Annotated in this window: 18 protein-coding genes; 10 read left to right on the forward strand and 8 right to left on the reverse strand. The window is 45.0% G+C overall.

Going from position 1 to position 16,345, the window contains the following annotated elements; translation table 11 throughout:
* Positions 1-6: 6 nt before the first annotated feature.
* The 3 genes from Q0203_RS00925 (at position 7) to hpt (ending at position 3,047) form a co-directional block, all read left to right on the forward strand.
* A complete protein-coding gene (locus tag Q0203_RS00925; RefSeq protein WP_209364351.1) occupies positions 7-774 on the forward strand; it encodes an energy transducer TonB in 768 nt (255 codons plus the stop codon).
* Positions 775-899: 125 nt separating this feature from the next.
* A complete protein-coding gene (gene pmbA, locus Q0203_RS00930; RefSeq protein ID WP_297928877.1) occupies positions 900-2,261 on the forward strand; it encodes a metalloprotease PmbA in 1,362 nt (453 codons plus the stop codon).
* A 243-nt stretch (positions 2,262-2,504) separates the two neighbouring features.
* The gene (gene hpt / locus Q0203_RS00935) at positions 2,505-3,047 is read left to right on the forward strand and encodes a hypoxanthine phosphoribosyltransferase (protein ID WP_209364353.1); all 543 of its coding nucleotides are present in this window, start codon (positions 2,505-2,507) and stop codon (positions 3,045-3,047) included.
* Positions 3,048-3,106: 59 nt separating this feature from the next.
* On the opposite strand, the gene deoC is transcribed toward hpt, so the two are convergent.
* The 6 genes from deoC to Q0203_RS00965 all read right to left on the reverse strand — a co-directional run bounded on the left by deoC (position 3,107) and on the right by Q0203_RS00965 (position 7,106).
* Entirely contained in the window at positions 3,107-3,778 is a 672-nt protein-coding gene (gene deoC, locus Q0203_RS00940) for a deoxyribose-phosphate aldolase (protein ID WP_297928879.1), read from the reverse strand.
* An 89-nt stretch (positions 3,779-3,867) separates the two neighbouring features.
* Positions 3,868-4,638 (reverse strand): class I SAM-dependent methyltransferase, encoded by a 771-nt coding sequence (locus tag Q0203_RS00945; RefSeq protein WP_297928881.1) that lies wholly within the window; start codon positions 4,636-4,638, stop codon positions 3,868-3,870.
* Between the two features lie 2 nt (positions 4,639-4,640).
* Positions 4,641-5,747: a tRNA (uridine(54)-C5)-methyltransferase TrmA gene (trmA, locus tag Q0203_RS00950; protein WP_297928965.1), complete on the reverse strand. Its 1,107-nt coding sequence runs from the start codon at positions 5,745-5,747 to the stop codon at positions 4,641-4,643.
* Positions 5,748-5,811: 64 nt separating this feature from the next.
* On the reverse strand, positions 5,812-6,141 hold the full coding sequence (locus Q0203_RS00955; RefSeq protein ID WP_111296261.1) for a DUF413 domain-containing protein: 330 nt from the start codon (positions 6,139-6,141) through the stop codon (positions 5,812-5,814).
* Positions 6,142-6,199: 58 nt separating this feature from the next.
* The gene (locus tag Q0203_RS00960) at positions 6,200-6,817 is read right to left on the reverse strand and encodes a DsbA family protein (RefSeq protein ID WP_209364358.1); all 618 of its coding nucleotides are present in this window, start codon (positions 6,815-6,817) and stop codon (positions 6,200-6,202) included.
* Positions 6,818-6,839: 22 nt separating this feature from the next.
* Complete coding sequence (locus tag Q0203_RS00965; RefSeq protein ID WP_297928885.1) at positions 6,840-7,106, reverse strand: YihD family protein; 267 nt, start codon at positions 7,104-7,106, stop codon at positions 6,840-6,842.
* Between the two features lie 64 nt (positions 7,107-7,170).
* On the opposite strand from Q0203_RS00965, the gene mobA reads away from it, so the two are divergent.
* From mobA to Q0203_RS00995, 6 genes are all read left to right on the forward strand, one after another.
* Positions 7,171-7,779, forward strand: a complete 609-nt coding sequence (gene mobA, locus Q0203_RS00970; RefSeq protein ID WP_297928887.1) for a molybdenum cofactor guanylyltransferase MobA — start codon at positions 7,171-7,173, stop codon at positions 7,777-7,779.
* 65 nt (positions 7,780-7,844) lie between these two features.
* Positions 7,845-8,366: a hypothetical protein gene (locus tag Q0203_RS00975; protein WP_297928889.1), complete on the forward strand. Its 522-nt coding sequence runs from the start codon at positions 7,845-7,847 to the stop codon at positions 8,364-8,366.
* 110 nt (positions 8,367-8,476) lie between these two features.
* Positions 8,477-10,015, forward strand: a complete 1,539-nt coding sequence (gene fruB, locus Q0203_RS00980) for a fused PTS fructose transporter subunit IIA/HPr protein (RefSeq protein WP_297928891.1) — start codon at positions 8,477-8,479, stop codon at positions 10,013-10,015.
* 2 nt (positions 10,016-10,017) lie between these two features.
* Positions 10,018-10,959 carry a 1-phosphofructokinase gene (fruK, locus tag Q0203_RS00985; protein WP_297928893.1) on the forward strand — a complete coding sequence of 314 codons (942 nt, stop codon included), beginning with the start codon at positions 10,018-10,020 and terminating at the stop codon, positions 10,957-10,959.
* Positions 10,960-10,963: 4 nt separating this feature from the next.
* Positions 10,964-12,628 (forward strand): fructose-specific PTS transporter subunit EIIC, encoded by a 1,665-nt coding sequence (locus Q0203_RS00990; protein WP_297928895.1) that lies wholly within the window; start codon positions 10,964-10,966, stop codon positions 12,626-12,628.
* Positions 12,629-12,684: 56 nt separating this feature from the next.
* Complete coding sequence (locus Q0203_RS00995; protein ID WP_297928896.1) at positions 12,685-12,927, forward strand: recombinase RecA; 243 nt, start codon at positions 12,685-12,687, stop codon at positions 12,925-12,927.
* Positions 12,928-12,934: 7 nt separating this feature from the next.
* Here the strand turns inward: Q0203_RS00995 and Q0203_RS01000 are convergent, their stop codons facing one another.
* Both Q0203_RS01000 and Q0203_RS01005 read right to left on the reverse strand, forming a co-directional pair.
* A complete protein-coding gene (locus Q0203_RS01000; protein ID WP_297928898.1) occupies positions 12,935-14,449 on the reverse strand; it encodes a DHA2 family efflux MFS transporter permease subunit in 1,515 nt (504 codons plus the stop codon).
* A gap of 12 nt (positions 14,450-14,461) precedes the next feature.
* Positions 14,462-15,622: an EmrA/EmrK family multidrug efflux transporter periplasmic adaptor subunit gene (locus Q0203_RS01005; protein ID WP_297928900.1), complete on the reverse strand. Its 1,161-nt coding sequence runs from the start codon at positions 15,620-15,622 to the stop codon at positions 14,462-14,464.
* Positions 15,623-15,820: 198 nt separating this feature from the next.
* On the opposite strand from Q0203_RS01005, the gene Q0203_RS01010 reads away from it, so the two are divergent.
* Positions 15,821-16,303, forward strand: a complete 483-nt coding sequence (locus Q0203_RS01010) for a Dps family protein (RefSeq protein ID WP_212509802.1) — start codon at positions 15,821-15,823, stop codon at positions 16,301-16,303.
* Positions 16,304-16,345 lie beyond the last annotated feature (42 nt).

Raw genomic sequence — 16,345 nt, forward strand, 5'->3', positions numbered from 1 at the left:
ATGTGAATGCAGAATGCAAAACGTTCACTCTTGAGCTTTCTCTTATCTGCCGCGATTCATATTGCGATAATAGTTTGGCTTTTTGGCAGTCATGTGAATACCACGGATACGAGTGCTAACAGTGCGACCGGTGAAATTTCAACCAGTATTTCCATGGAAATGATGATGGCCATGGTAGAGGCTGATCCGCCGCCGGTGGAAGAAAAAGCCCCGGAGCCGGAAAAACAGGAAACTGTTGAAGATCCAACCGTTAAACCGGAACCGCCAAAGGTTGAAAAACCAAAAGAACCGGAAAAACCGCAAGAGCCGAAAGAGAAGCCAAAAGAAAAACCTAAACAAAAGCCAAAAGAAAAACCGAAAGTCAAACCAAGCCCTGATGTGCCGATAGGTGACAGAACGGTTGAATCTAACGCTTCTGTGAATTCAAAGGCAACGACAACCGGTCCGGCAACGACGACGAATCCTAACTTAGTGGGGAATGGCGCTAGCGGCAGTGAGCTTGATGCTTACCGTTCTGCGTTGCGCCGTGAAATTGAGCGACACAAACGCTATCCTGCTCGCGCGAAAATGATGCGTAAGCAGGGCGTGGTGACGGTTTCCTTTACTATTGGTGCAGATGGTTCTATCACTGGCGTAGCGATTGCGAAGAGTTCAGGGGTTGAAGATTTGGATAATGCAGCGTTAAGTGCGGTAAATAGTGCCAGATCGATTGGGCCTCGACCGGCAGGCATGGGCGCATCGATTTCTGTTCCGATTAGTTTTAAAATCGATTAGTTTTTCTGACTGACAAAAATATGCCTCGGGATTGTGTGACAACCTGAGGCGTATTTTTTTGCGGTTAGCCTTAAAAAGAAAAATAGGCTAAAATCAGGGCATTTTTAACCACGAGAAATTCCTTTATGTCAGTAAAAACTCTTGAAAATCAGACCGCACTTTTACAGCAACAAGAACAACAATTACGCGATGCGGTGAGTCTTGCCCTTGAAATCGCCCAAAAAGCCGGTGTGGCCGCCGAAGTGGGTGTGACGAAATCCGGAGGGTTATCGGTTTCTACCCGTTTAAAAGATATTGAAAACGTTGAATTTAATAATGATGGCGCATTAGGCATTTCAGTTTATTTAGGTCAACAAAAAGGCAATGCCTCCACTTCCGATTTAAGCCCTGAAGCCATTAAAAATACCGTAGAAGCCGCATTAGCGATTGCGAAATATACCTCACCCGATGATTGTGCCGGTTTAGCCGACAAAGCATTAATGGCATTTGATGCACCGGATCTCGATTTGTATCACGCGGCAGATATTGATGTGGATCGTGCTGCGCAGTTGGCATTAGAAACAGAAAACGCGGCGCTAGCATTTGACAAACGCATTGTTAACAGCGAAGGCGCGTCTTTCAATGCACATACCGGCGTGCGAGTGTATGGCAATAGCCATGGTATGTTGCAAAGTTATTTATCCAGCCGCTATTCGTTGTCTTGCTCAGTTATCGCTGCACATGATGATCAACTGGAACGGGATTATGAATACACGGTTTCCCGTAATATAAATTCGTTAGAAAGTGCACAATGGGTGGGCGAAAATGCCGCACGAAAAACCCTTGCTCGTTTACAACCGCAAAAAATCGCCACGCAGCAAGCGCCGGTAATTTTCCTAAATGATGTGGCGACCGGCTTAATCAGCCATTTAGCTGCGGCTATTAGTGGTGGCAGTTTATATCGTAAAGCCAGTTTCTTGCTAGATCATCTTGGCAAGCAAGTTTTGCCGGATTGGTTTCATATTAGTGAAAAACCGCATTTAATTGGTCGCCTTGCCTCAACGCCATTTGATAGCGAAGGCGTTAGAACACAGGATTTGGAGATTATCCGTCAAGGGATTTTGCAAACCTATTTGCTTACCAGTTATAGCGGTCGTAAGTTGGGTATGCAAAGCACGGGACACGCCGGTGGCATTCACAACTGGTTGGTCCAGCCTAATTCATCTGGAAAACTGACCGCACTTTTACGTGAAATGGGACGCGGGTTATTGGTAACAGAAGTGATGGGGCAAGGGGTAAATTTGGTTACTGGTGACTACTCACGTGGCGCCGCCGGATTCTGGGTGGAAAACGGTGAAATTCAATATCCGGTGGCTGAAATCACCATTGCTGGCAGATTGCAGGATATGTTACGTAATATTGTGGCAGTTGGGGATGATATTGAACATCGTTCAAATATCCAGACCGGTTCGATCCTGTTGGAAAATCTGAAAATTTCCGGAAATTAGATCCTATTTTATTAAATGATAATAATTCTTATTGACAAGAATGAGATCTCTGATACAATGCGTTCCATCTGTTAAGTATTGCAGTTAAGGTGATTGGTTTCATTTTAAAGTTTGCATCATGCTCCATAACAGGTAGAGTAAAAAGTAAATTCGTTAGGGTATTCAAAAGACTGAAGTTTAAACTTCAGTCTTTTTTTTGCTAAAATACCCGCACTTCACTCCCATTAAAAAGGCGATTATTTCATGAAAAAACATCACGTTGACATTCTTATTTCCGAACAGGATGTGCGCAGTCGCATTGCGGAATTAGGCCAAGAAATTACCAATTTTTATCAACATAAAAATATCTATACGCCATTGGTTGTTGTCGGCTTGTTACGTGGTTCTTTCATGTTTATGGCAGATTTAGTACGCGAAATTCACTTGCCTGTGGAAATCGATTTTATGACCACATCCAGTTACGGTAATGCCATGAATTCCAATCATGATGTGCGTATCAGCAAAGATCTTGATGGCGATATTAAAGGCAAACATGTGCTGATCGTGGAAGATATTATCGATACCGGCTACACCTTACAAAAAGTGCGCGATATTTTAAATCTACGCGAGCCGAGTTCGTTGACCATTTGCACGTTATTGGATAAACCTTCACGCCGTGAAGTGGATGTGCCGGTTGATTGGGTAGGATTCACTATTCCTGATGAGTTTGTTGTCGGCTATGGTATTGATTACGCACAACGCCATCGTAATCTCGGCTACATTGGCAAAGTGATTTTGGACGAATAGATAAGACCAGCAGATGGGAAGATCAACAGATGCTGATTTCCCATCTTCAATGAGGCGGATTAATAATCGCTATTATTGTCTTTAATCCCTTTCACAATAGCAATACCGGCACTGGCACCAATGCGTGTTGCGCCGGCTTCAATCATCGCAAGCGCTGTTTGCGTATCTCGAATCCCTCCGGAGGCTTTAACACCAATGTCTCCCACAACCTGTTTCATCAACGCGACATCTTCTACGGTAGCGCCGCCCCGATTAAAACCGGTTGATGTTTTAACAAAGGCGACCCCTAAGGCTTTACTGATTTCACAGGCTTTTACAATTTCCTCTTTTGTGAGCAAGCACGTTTCTAAAATGACTTTTAACGGTTTACCCTGACAGGCAGTTAAGACGGCTTGAATATCTTCTTTTACAGCAGCCCATTGATTTGATTTAATCCAGCCCACATTGATGACCATATCAATTTCATCCGCACCGGCAGCAATGGCGGCTTGCGTTTCAAATACTTTGACCGAGGTTAGATTCGCACCCAATGGAAAGCCCACGACAGTACAAATTTTTATCGGTGTGCCGGCCAATTTTTGTTTTGCCAAAGGAATATGACACGAGTTAATGCAAACAGAAAAAAATTGATATTCAATGGCTTCATTGCATAATGTTAAGATATCCGTTTCTGTTTTTTGTGCGGTTAGCGCGGTGTGATCAATGTAGTGAGCGAGGTGCTTTGCGTTCATTATGAAGACTCCTGTTATTGCAAATAAATAGAAGTAAATTATAACGCAAAGACCTACCGGGGTTGTGATCTGGATGCTATTTTGTGTATTTAGCGATCATGAATGTGATGGTTTACATACACATCAAAGCGGTGATTCTTCGTTTCGCGTGAAAAGTGCGGTGCTTTTTGCGCGAGAAAATCAGCGTAGTCGGGGCGCTTGACCACGACGCGCTGACGGGCGAGTTGGAGTGCGGGCGCAAGTAGTTCGTCCGCATCTAAATCGGCACCGACCAAATGTTGAAACACGCGCATTTCTTTCTTCACCAAAGCGCTTTTGGCTTTGTGTGGGTACATCGGGTCGAGATACACCACATCAGCGAAATCCGTGTCAGGATTCAGTTGATTGATGTGTTGATAAGGCAACAGTTGCATATTTTGTTGCATCCATGGGCCGATTTCTTCGTCGGCATAAGCACGTTGTAAGCCATCTTGTAACAACAAACGTACGACCGGGTGGCGTTCAACCAGTTTCACTTGGCAGCCTAGCGCCGCCAATACAAAGGCATCACGCCCTAAGCCTGCCGTGGCGTCAATCACCGTCGGCAAATTATCTTGTTTAATACCTACCGCTTTTGCCACCGCCTCACCGCGACCGCCACCAAATTTGCGGCGATGTGCCATAGTGCCGCCGACAAAATCCACAAATATCGCGCCTAATTTTGGCTCGTCTAATTTGCGTAATTCCAGGCGTTCCATGCCTTCCGTTTCCGTCCACACTAACGCCAACGGGCTGTTCGGATCGTGCGTTAACCCGGCTTCGGCAAAAAGTGCGGTGGGTTTTTGCAGTGTTTGGGTTTCGCAGAGGAGTTGGATGTTCATGTTTATCCCTTTCTCACCAACCAAACGCCCGCTTCCATATGTTCCGTATAAGGAAACTGGTCGAACAAGCCGGCTTTTTCAATACGATGGGTTTGGCTGAGGGCTTTTAGGTTGTCGCATAGCGTATATGGATTGCAGGAAATATACAAAATGCGCTCATATTGTTGCACCAGTTTAACGGTTTCCGCATCCAAGCCGGCACGTGGCGGATCAACAAAAATGGTGTTGCATTCATAGGCTTGCAAATCAATGCCTTTTAAGCGATTAAATTCGCGCACGCCTTGCATCGCTTGCGTGAATTCTTCCGCTGACATTCGGATGATTTGTAAGTTGTTTATCTGATTTGCCGCGATGTTAAATTGCGCAGCGGCGACCGAAGGTTTGGCAATTTCTGTGGCCAACACTTTACGGAAATTTTGTGCCAGCGCGATAGAAAAATTGCCGTTGCCGCAATAAAGCTCCAATAAATCCCCTTGGCTATTGCGAGTGCAATCTACCGCCCATTCCAACATTTTGCTGTTTACTGCTGCGTTTGGTTGCGTAAAGCTGTTTTCCACTTGGCGATAAATGTAGTCTTTGCCGTGCACGCATAAGATTTCATCTACATAATCCTGTTCCAGACAAATTTTTTGTTTGTTGGCACGCCCGACAATTTGCACGTTAAAACCTTGCTGCTGTAACTGCAAACGCAAGGTTTGCGCAGCGGTTTGCCAGTCTTCATCCAAGGTTTTGTGATACAACAAACTGACGATAATCTGTTGGCTTTGCGTGCTTAAATAATCGATTTGGAACAGTCTGTGGTGTAATATCATTTGCTGTTTTAACAACGGTAATAATGCCGTCATCATGCGATTAATCAGTTCGCTGGCGATAGGGAAATTATCTACCCGATAACGTTGTTTGCTCTGTTGATCGAACATGATGTGATAGAAATTATCACCTTCATGCCAAATGCGAAACTCTGCCCGCATACGGAAATGCTGCGTTGGCGAGGTGAACACCTGCAAATCAGGTGCAGCAAATGGTGATAAAAGTGCGGTCAGTTTTTGCTGCTTTTCTGCGAGCAATTCGGCGTAACGGTCAACGGGTAAATTAAGCATAGCATTCATGGAATTGGCGGTCGTAAAAACAAAAGGCTCGGAATCCCAAGCCTTCTGATTGTTGTTTAAGTGATTAGTCTGCCGAGTAGTCGTCCAGATTGTCCACGCCAACCACACCGGATAAGGTGTAAAGGCGTTTGTTGGTGGAGATACGGCTACGATATTTCTGCCAGGTTTTTTCGAAGAAAGTTTCCGCAGCACGTTCACCACGACAGAAAGCCACGAAGTCTTTCTCTTCTTTGGTTGACGGCTTACGTTCGCCTGAATCTAATGCGCGGAAGGCTTGTCCGTATTGTTCTAAAGCTTGTGCTTCTTTGATGGTGTAATCACCGTGACGGGCAAAACCGCGCGGATAGTTTTTGTCGTCAAAAAAACGACGGGTTACGCTAAAACTCTCAGCCATATAATCCTCTAAAATGGGTATCGAAAATAAAATCGGCAGGCATTAAACCAATTTTTGTTTATTTTTGCAATAAACCTTTTACGGTTTGCACATATTCATCCACAAAACTGTTTTCATTATGGGCTAAGCCTTCCATATTCACGCGATATTTGCCGTTAACATAAAAATCCGGTACGCCGCGCACTTGGTATTTTGCTACTAAGTTTTGCTGTTTGCTGACCAAACCGTTGACGGCAAAGCTATTAATGCCACCATCGAATTGCTCAGCAGAAATGCCGTTATCAATGAAGATTTGACGAATGTCATCCATGGATTTTAATGCATTAGCCTGTGCCGCTTTAAATAATGGCATTCTGACTTTTTCTTCGGCGTTAATGGCTAAGGCTAATGCCCATGCGCGAGTGAGGTTTTCTGATTGACGACCTAAGAAGTCCACATGGTATTGTTTGAATGATGTGCCTTCAGGTAATGCCTCGGCAATTTTTTGCGGAATGTGATATTGCGTTTCAAAAGCATAGCAATGTGGGCAATAGAAAGAGAAAAATTCGATCACCTCAGGTTGTGCGGTGCGCTGTTGTCCTTCAATGACAAGATATTGTTTACCTTCCGTTAAATCCAACGCGTGTGTAGAAAGCGAAAAGGCAGCAGCCATTGCTAAAAAGAACCATTTTTTCATGTGTCATCCTCAACTAATTGATTTATTTAATAATACCGCGTGCTTTTAATAACGCAGTTTTAAAGTCTTCTTCGTAATCTTTTTTAATGCCGGGAATCGGCTCGAATTTGTCTTTGCCGGCCATTTTTAAGTGATAAATAACGACTTCGTCAGGCAGTTCCGCAAGCGGTTTGTTAAACCCGGCTTCATCAGCGATTTTTTGTAAAATCTGCATTAATGAGAGATCGGCGTCTTTAGACCAATAAGGTTGTAAAAGTTCCAACACTTCATTCAGGCGATGACATTTCATACGCATTTCCTTATTATTGAAAAAATTAAGCAAGATCATACTGTAATTAACCTCGGAAGAAAATATGACAATGTCAATTAGTGCCGTCATTTTAGCCGGCGGACAAGCCAAGCGAATGGAGGGGGCGGATAAGGGATTGCAATTATTGCACGGTAAGCCGCTATTTCAATTTATTTACGATCGCTTGCATTCGCAGGTGGAAACGATTTCTATTAATGCCAATCGCAATCAGACAATTTATGCCACTGCAGGCGTGCCGGTGTTTGGTGATAATCTCGAAGGCTTTCAAGGGCCGTTAAGTGGGATTTTGACGGCGTTGGAACGAGCGGATTCCGATTTTGTTTTATTTGTTCCTTGTGATAGCCCATTCTTCCCGGACAATTTACTGGAAAAACTCAAAAGTGCGGTGGATTTTCACGGCGTTTCTATTGCTTATGTGCATGATGGCGAACGTGAACATCCTACGTTTTGTTTAATGGCGCGCAGTCTAAAAGACCAGTTGGCGACTTATTTAGCCTCCGGCGAGCGCAGAATGTTGCAGTTTATGCGTCAAAACGGGGCGGTGAGTGTGGACTTTTCCGAAAATAAACAGGCATTTACTAACATCAATACATTAGCGGATTTAACGTATTTTAACCAGCAGAAGGATTTTTCGGGGTTTATTGCTAAATAGGGGAGCTGCGTTATAGAATAACGGCTTATTTTTATTTATGGTTAAGTGAAATTTAAAGGTTTCTCATGTTAAAAAAAATTTCTGTTTGTTTTTTAATTGGCACGCTGAGTGCGTGTTCGTTTTCCTCTTATTTGCCTTTTTCTTCCGCGCATAAAAAAATGGTGATTAATCTAGAACAATCAAAAATCGATAAAAAATCCTATGCTACGGCTTATGCGGCAACGGTGGAAACGTATCAAGGTCGCGTTGATCGTGATTATTATGTCAATTCTTTTGCTAGTGGAGCGAACGACTGGTATTTAGGTCGAATTCTTGTGCCGGTGGAACAAATCAAAGAAAAATTACATAAAGGCGGGCATGACTCGAATATCTATGCGTATTACAGCGGCGTGATCCATGCCGCAGCATTACAAACCAATTTTGGTAAGCTGAATGCGACATGTTGGAGCCATATTGATACGCCAAGCGTGACCCAAGGTATTTATGATGCCATGTTAGATTTACAACGTGGCAAAGTGCGGTCTGAAAATGACGAATATATCGTGCAAGGTTCCGAGGAATTACTCAAACTTTGCGGTAGCAAATAATCAAAAACTGTCGGTTTTTACCGGCAGTTTTTTGTATTTTAAACCTTGGCTGAAAGGTTTTTGCAGGATTCAGCACCCGATTTATACCCTCGTAGAAACAAGGAGACAGAATGTTTAATTTACCCGAAAGTAACATTCATTTGGCGGCGAGTGCCGATAATAAACAGCAAGCCATTACGCTGGCGGCAAATGCCCTTGAACAGGCCGGTTATGTGGAAAGCGGTTATTTACAAGGCATGTTAGGGCGCGAACAACAAACATCGACCTTTTTAGGCAATGGCATTGCCATTCCGCACGGCACGTTAGAAACCCGTAGTATGGTAAAAAACACCGGCGTGCAGATTTTCCAGTTTCCACAAGGGATTGAATGGGGTGAGGGCAATATCGCTTATGTGGTGATTGGCATTGCGGCGCGTTCTGACGAACATTTGGCATTATTGCGTCAACTGACTCACGTTCTTGGCGATGAAGACACAGCAGAAAAATTAGCCACGCTCACCGATGTGAAGAAATTTCGCGCCATTTTAATGGGTGAAGCGGACGAATTTAATGTGGTTGATGAAAACATCAGCTTAGATGTGGACACCAGCAGTTTGCTCACCTTAATCGCCATTAACGCCGGCAAATTGGAACAACAAAGTGCGGTCAATCATCAGTACGTTTCGGAAGTCATTGCCAATCCGGCATTGCCGTTGGCACAAGGCCTATGGGTGACCGATGCCGCCGTAGGAAACCAAAAGAATGGGTTGGCGTTCAGTCGCGCAAAACAGGCGTTTAATGTGAATAATAAAATGGTGCATGGCGTGGTAACGGTGGCTTATGCCAACGAGCAAATTGACGAAGCTTTAGCCCGTCTGTTAGATGCCAAGGTACAGCAAACCCTATTAAACGGTGACAGTACACAGATTGCTGCGGCATTAAACGGCAAGGCGATTCCGCAAGCGATGACACCGATGACATCAACGGCGTCTGCCGTGCCATCTGTGGCTGCCGGCAGTGTTGTCGGCACCTTTACCATTCGTAACGAGCACGGTTTACACGCCCGCCCAAGCGCCATTTTGGTTAACGAAGTGAAGAAATTCGCGTCTAAAATTACTGTGGAAAACCTCACACGTGCCAGTGCACCGGTGAGCGCCAAAAGTTTGATGAAAATTGTCGCCTTGGGCGTGACGCAAGGTCATCGTTTACGTTTTGTGGCGGAGGGCGATGACGCACAAGCTGCAGTAGAAGCTATTGGTAAAGTGATTGCATCAGGGCTTGGCGAAACGATTTCCGCAGTGCCACCAAGCGAACCGGACACTATTGAAGTGATGGAGCGAGTTACGCCGGCAATTTCTGCGCCAAGTGGTGAAAGTGCGGTGGAAAATCCGAGCGAATCCGTGGAAGGTATTTTTGAAGTAAAAAATGAACATGGATTGCATGCGCGCCCCGCGGCGATTTTAGTCAGTGAAGTGAAAAAATATAACGCCAATGTTGCCGTACAAAATCTCGATCGCGATACACCGTTGGTTAGTGCAAAAAGTCTGATGAAAGTGGTGGCGTTAGGTGTAGTGAAAGGCCATCGTTTACGTTTTGTGGCCACCGGAGAGCAAGCACTACAAGCTATTGAGGGTATCGGTGCAGCAATTAATGCAGGATTAGGGGAATAATGATGGCAAAAGTCGCAACTATCACTTTAAACGCCGCTTATGACTTGGTCGGGCGTTTAAAACATATCGAATTAGGTGAGGTCAATACCGTGGAAACCCTGGGGCTTTTCCCTGCGGGTAAAGGCATTAACGTGGCGAAAGTGTTAAAAGATTTAGGCGTTGATGTCACGGTGGGTGGTTTTCTTGGTGAAGACAACCAAGGGGATTTTGTCACCTTATTCGATAAACTGGGATTACAAGACAAATTCCAACGCGTGCCGGGCAGAACCCGAATCAACGTAAAAATTACCGAAACCGAGGCTGATGTTACCGATTTAAACTTTTTAGGCTATGAAATCAGTGAAAGCGCGTGGCAACAATTTGTGGTGGATTCTCTCGCTTATTGCCAATCTTTCGACATCGTTGCCGTGTGTGGCAGTTTACCACGCGGCGTGACACCTGACTTATTTGCTGATTGGCTAAAACAACTCCATCAGGCGGGCATAAAAGTGGTGTTAGACAGCAGTAATGCAGCGCTAACTGCGGGCTTGAGCGCACGCCCTTGGTTGGTGAAACCGAATCATCGCGAATTAGAGGCCTGGGTGGGTTATACCTTAAATTCACTGGAAGAAATTGTGTCTGCTGCCAAAAAATTAAAAGCGCAAGGCATTGCCAATGTGATTATTTCCATGGGCGCTCAAGGTTCCGTTTGGTTAAGTGACGAGGCTGTGATCCAAGCTCAACCGCCAAAATGCGAAAATGTGGTGAGCACCGTGGGGGCAGGCGATTCTATGGTCGCGGGTTTGATTTACGGCTTACTTAACGGTCTTCCTCAAAAAGACACCCTTGCCTTTGCCAGTGCGGTGTCCGCTTTTGCCGTGTCGCAAAGTAATGTCGGGATTGCCGACCGCTCGTTGCTCGATCCTATTTTAAATCACGTCAAAACGACAGTTATTGAGGGATAATCTTATGCATATTTATTTAACCCCAACCGCCAACTTCGGTCATGCAAAGGCCTTTTTATTGCGTGAAATGCTAAGCAAAGCCGCGCAAGCGCAACATCAAATCGTGGACAGTGCCGAGGCGGCGGATCTGATCATCGTTTTGGGGAATGTTTTACCCAATAATGCTCAATTCAGTGGCAAAAAAGTGTTTTTGGCAAAAATTGACGAACATTTCAACGCACCCGAAAACTTGTTAGACCAGGCCATTCAACAGGCGCAGGATTATGTTCCGCCTGCTGAAAGTGCGGTCGTTTCTAACGGTAAAATGAAAAATATTGTGGCGGTGACTGCTTGCCCGACAGGCGTAGCGCATACGTTCATGTCTGCCGAAGCCATCGAAACCTACGCCAAACAACAAGGTTGGCAGGTGAAAGTGGAAACCCGCGGACAAGTGGGTGCGGGCAATGAAATCACGGCAGAAGAAGTGGCGGCAGCGGATTTGGTGTTTGTGGCAGCGGATATTGACGTGCCGTTGGACAAATTCAAAGGCAAATTAATGTATCGCACCTCCACCGGACTTGCGTTGAAGAAAACCGCGCAAGAATTCGATAAAGCCTTTAAAGAAGCCAAAATTTATGAAGGCGGCGCAACGTCCGCGGCGAAAGCTGAAGAGCGCGGCGAGAAGAAAGGCGTCTATAAGCATCTCATGACCGGCGTATCGCACATGTTGCCATTGGTGGTGGCGGGCGGTTTGCTTATCGCCATTTCCTTCATGTTTGGTATTGAAGCATTCAAAGACGAAAACATCGCGGGTGGCTTGCCGAAAGCTTTAATGGATATCGGTGGTGGCGCGGCGTTCCACTTAATGATCGCGGTGTTCGCAGGTTATGTGGCGTTCTCCATCGCCGACCGTCCGGGACTTGCCGTGGGGTTAATCGGCGGGATGTTGGCGACGACTGCAGGCGCGGGGATTTTAGGCGGCATTATCGCCGGTTTCCTTGCAGGCTATGTGGTGAAAGGGCTTAATGATGTGATTAAATTACCACCAAGCCTGATGTCCCTTAAACCGATCTTAATTTTGCCGTTATTGGGATCCTTCATTGTCGGCTTAGCCATGATTTATCTCATTAACCCGCCTGTCGCGAAAATCATGACGGCGTTGAGTGAGTGGCTAAAATCCATGGGCGATGTGAATTCCATGGTGCTTGGCGTGATTATCGGCACCATGATGTGTATCGACATGGGGGGGCCGGTAAACAAAGCGGCTTATACCTTCTCCGTGGGCATGATCGCCTCTCAGGTTTACACCCCAATGGCAGCGGCAATGGCAGCAGGTATGGTGCCACCAATCGGCATGGCGATTGCTACTTGGTTAGCGCGCAATAAATTCACTGCGAATCAACGTGATGCGGGTAAAGCCTCTTTCGTGCTTGGTTTGTGTTTTATCTCCGAAGGGGCATTGCCATTTGTGGCGGCAGATCCGCTCCGTGTGATTATCAGCAGTGTGATTGGTGGCGCAACTGCCGGCGCCATTTCCATGAGTTTAGGCATTACCTTGCAAGCGCCGCACGGTGGTTTATTTGTGGTGCCGTTTGTTTCTGAGCCATTGATGTACCTTGCGGCTATCGCCATAGGTTCCGTCGTCACCGGTGTGATTTATGCGGTGATTAAACCGAAGGCAGAAGCATAAAGTTGAACAAAGTGCGGTGGATTTTCACCGCATTTTTTATCTTATGAGGACATACTATGCCATTTAGTGAAGAGGAAAAGCGCAGCCTTTTATCTCAAAAAGGCATTGGTGCAACGATCTTAAAGCGTTTGGAAGAAATGGGATTAGATGACGTCAAAATACTGGCGGTGACGAGCCCGGATTTTATTCTTCAACGCGGTGCGGAAATCACCGGTTCAACCTGTTGGCGAAATAGCCCACAAGCCAGAAAGGCGATAGAAACAGCAGTGAATTGGGCAAAAGACTGGTCTCAAAAATAACCGCACTTTAGTGTCGGTTCCCAAAAGGCGGCTTAGCAAACCAGACTAAAATAAATAACGCCAAAAACAGCACGGCGGATAACCAAAAAATCTCGTTGGCACCGAGGATAAACCCTTGCGATGTAATGTTACGGGCAAGCAGGGAAGAGGTTTGTTCTTCGCCCATGCCAAAATGCTCCATCATCTGGTAATACTGTTGTGCGTTTGGGTTATACGGCGTAATGGCTTCGGTCAGCTGTGAGTGGTGAACGGCTTCACGGTTATACCACAAGAATGTCGTAAGGGAAGTACCGATAGAACCGGCGAGGGTTCGCAAAAAGTTAAATAAACTGGAAGCGGAGGCCATTTTGTGTGCCGGTAAATCGGACAGCGTAATGGTGGTAAGCGGCATGAAAAAACAGGCGACGGCTAAGCCTTGTACCATTTGCGGCAATGCCACATCGGCAAAACTCATACCCGGTTCAAAGGTAACGGCACGCCAATAAAAGGTAATGGCATAGACTACAAAACTGATGGTAACCAAAATACGCATATCGATTTTATGTCCAAACTTACCGATAAGAGGCGATAACAAAATCGGGAACAGACCTACGGGGGCGGATGCTAAACCTGCCCAAGTCGCTGTGTAGCCAAAAACCTGTTGCAGCAACAAGGGAATTAACACCACGGAGCCGAGGTAAATTAAAAATGCCAAGCTGGTGGATAAACAGCCCACAGTGAAATTGCGTTGCTTGAATAGGGAAATATCTACTACTGGGTTGTCGTCCGTCAGTTCCCAAATGACAAGTGCGGTTAAGGTTACGGCGGAAATGACAGCAAGGATAATGATTTCAGTGGAGTTAAACCAATCTTGCTCACGCCCTTGATCTAGCATTAATTGCAAGCAGCCTACCCCCAATACCAATAAGACTAATCCCACCGTATCAATAGGTTGATGCTGAATTTTACTTTCTCTCGGCATTAATATTTTCCAACTTGTACTGATAATGAACAGTCCAACGGGCACATTAATAAAGAAGATCCACCCCCAATGTAAATTATCACTGATCCAACCGCCGAGAATGGGACCGAAAATCGGTGCGACTACTATGGTCATTGCCCAAAATGCCAATGCCATGCCCCGTTTTTCGGGAGGATAGTTATTGAGTAGCAAACTCTGAGACAGCGGAATAATCGGGCCTGCCGCTAATCCTTGGAAAATACGGCACAGAATCAACATTTCTAAGCTATGAGAAATACCGCATAACCAAGAGGCCAACACAAAAAGTGCGGTGGAAATGAGGAATAATTTTACTTCCCCGAAACGTTTGGCAAGCCAGCCGGTAATGGGAATAGAAATGGCATTGGCAACACCAAAAGAGGTAATCACCCAAGTGCCTTGGCTGAACGATGCACCGAGATCGCCGGAAATTGTCGGAATCGCCACGTTTGCAATGGTGGAATCCAATACTTGCATGAACGTGGCAAGGGATAGCGCTAACGTAATGATACCAAGGTCTGCGCCTTCAATAGGTTTTTGCATGATGGGCAAGCCTTAGTTTGTGTTATCGCGAATAATTTTTTCGATGAGATTTTCCACCGCACTTTGATCATAATTCAACGTATTGGTGGAATAGAGCGGCTCAGTACGTTTTTGTTGCGACAACATTTCACCACGGGTATCTGAAATATTCACTTCAACCAAGGTAGATAAGCCGATACGCAACGGGTAGTTAGCAATTTGTTGTGCATCTAGGCTAATGCGGACAGGTACGCGTTGTACTACTTTTATCCAGTTACCGGTGGCATTTTGTGCAGGGAGTAAAGAGAATGCGCTGCCGGTGCCCATTTCGATGCCTTCTACTTTGCCGTCAAATTTCACATCATGACCGTATAAATCAAAGGATAATTTCACCGGCTGCCCGATTCGCATATCTTTTAATTGTGTTTCCTTGAAATTGGCATCAACCCACATTTGTTCGTTGGAAATGATCGCCATCAGCGCACTACCTACTGCGACTTTTTGTCCCACTTGTGTGCTTCGGCGTGCCACATAGCCATCGACCGGGCTGGTGATTTTGGTGCGTTGTAAATTGAGCCATGCCTGTTTGACCGAACTGATGGCTTTTTGAATTTCCGGTTGCTCTTTTAGCGGCACATTCATTAATAAGGATTGATTGGCAGCAAGTTGGTTTTTTACGGCTCTTAAGTTGGCTTCCGAGGTCATTACCGCTTCTCTCGCGTGTTGTAGCGATTCTTTATCAATTGCTCCGCTTTTCCCTAACTGTTCACGGCGTGCTAAATCGCCTTGTGCTTTCGTTAACGCCGTCTGGTTAGCTTGAACCGTTGCTTCCAGTTGTTTCACGGTGTAGCCCAACTGCGAAATTTGGCGTACTGCACTTGCTAAGGTACTTTGCGCTTGATTGAAACTCAGTTGATAATCTGTGTCATCCAGCTCAAGTAACACATCTCCCGCGTGTACAAAATCCATGTTTTCAACATTAATTTGTCGTACGTTTCCGGCAATTTGCGAAGAAATCATGACTTGATTGCCACTCACATAGGCGTCCTCGGTGGTTTGATAATTTTTAATAAAATAGGACCAATATAATCCGGCGAGGATCGCCATGAGAATAAGAAGAAAAAAGAAAATGCCTAAGGCTTTTTTGCGTGTATTTTTTTGGGGGGAAGCAGTTGATTGGCTTGCGTCTGTCATTTATGTTCCTTTTTTAATAGCTTTTAAAAATGATTATTAGTTATTTGATTTTTATAATCTATCAATTCTATTTAGTCTAACAATTGGCGCTATTATGTGCTTTTTTCTATACTTACGCCAACAAAAACGAACGGTGTTAGGTTTTTCAATCGTTCATCTTTTTATAAATTAACAAAGTAAAGTATAGGAGAACATATCATGTCAAAAACATTTATTGGTTTAGATACCGCAAAATCTGAAGAATTAGCTGCAAAATTAAATGAATTATTAGCCACTTATCAAGTCTTCTACACCAACGTGCGTGGTTATCACTGGAACATTAAAGACGTGAACTTCTTTGAATTACACGCAAAATTTGAAGAAATTTACACCGATTTAGTGGAAAAAGTGGACGAAGTAGCAGAACGTATTTTGACCTTGGGCTACACCCCAAACAATGCGTTTAGCCAATATTTAAGCCATTCTCGTATTAAGGAAGATATTGCTGTGAGCACTGCAGTTGCTTGCTTAAGAGGCACACTAGAAGGCTTTAAAGTGTTACTGGCTCAACAACGTGAAATTCTTGCGTTGGCGGCAGATGCCGGCGATGAAGGTACCGTTTCACAAATGAGTGATTACATTAAAGCACAAGAAAAATTAGTTTGGATGTTCCAAGCCGCTTGCCAAACTTGTGCAAACTAATTTGCGCGATTAATTAAAGAAAAACCTGCTTGATTGAGATTA

Origin of the sequence: uncultured Aggregatibacter sp., assembly GCF_938046485.1 — a bacterium.
GTDB lineage: Bacteria > Pseudomonadota > Gammaproteobacteria > Enterobacterales > Pasteurellaceae > Aggregatibacter.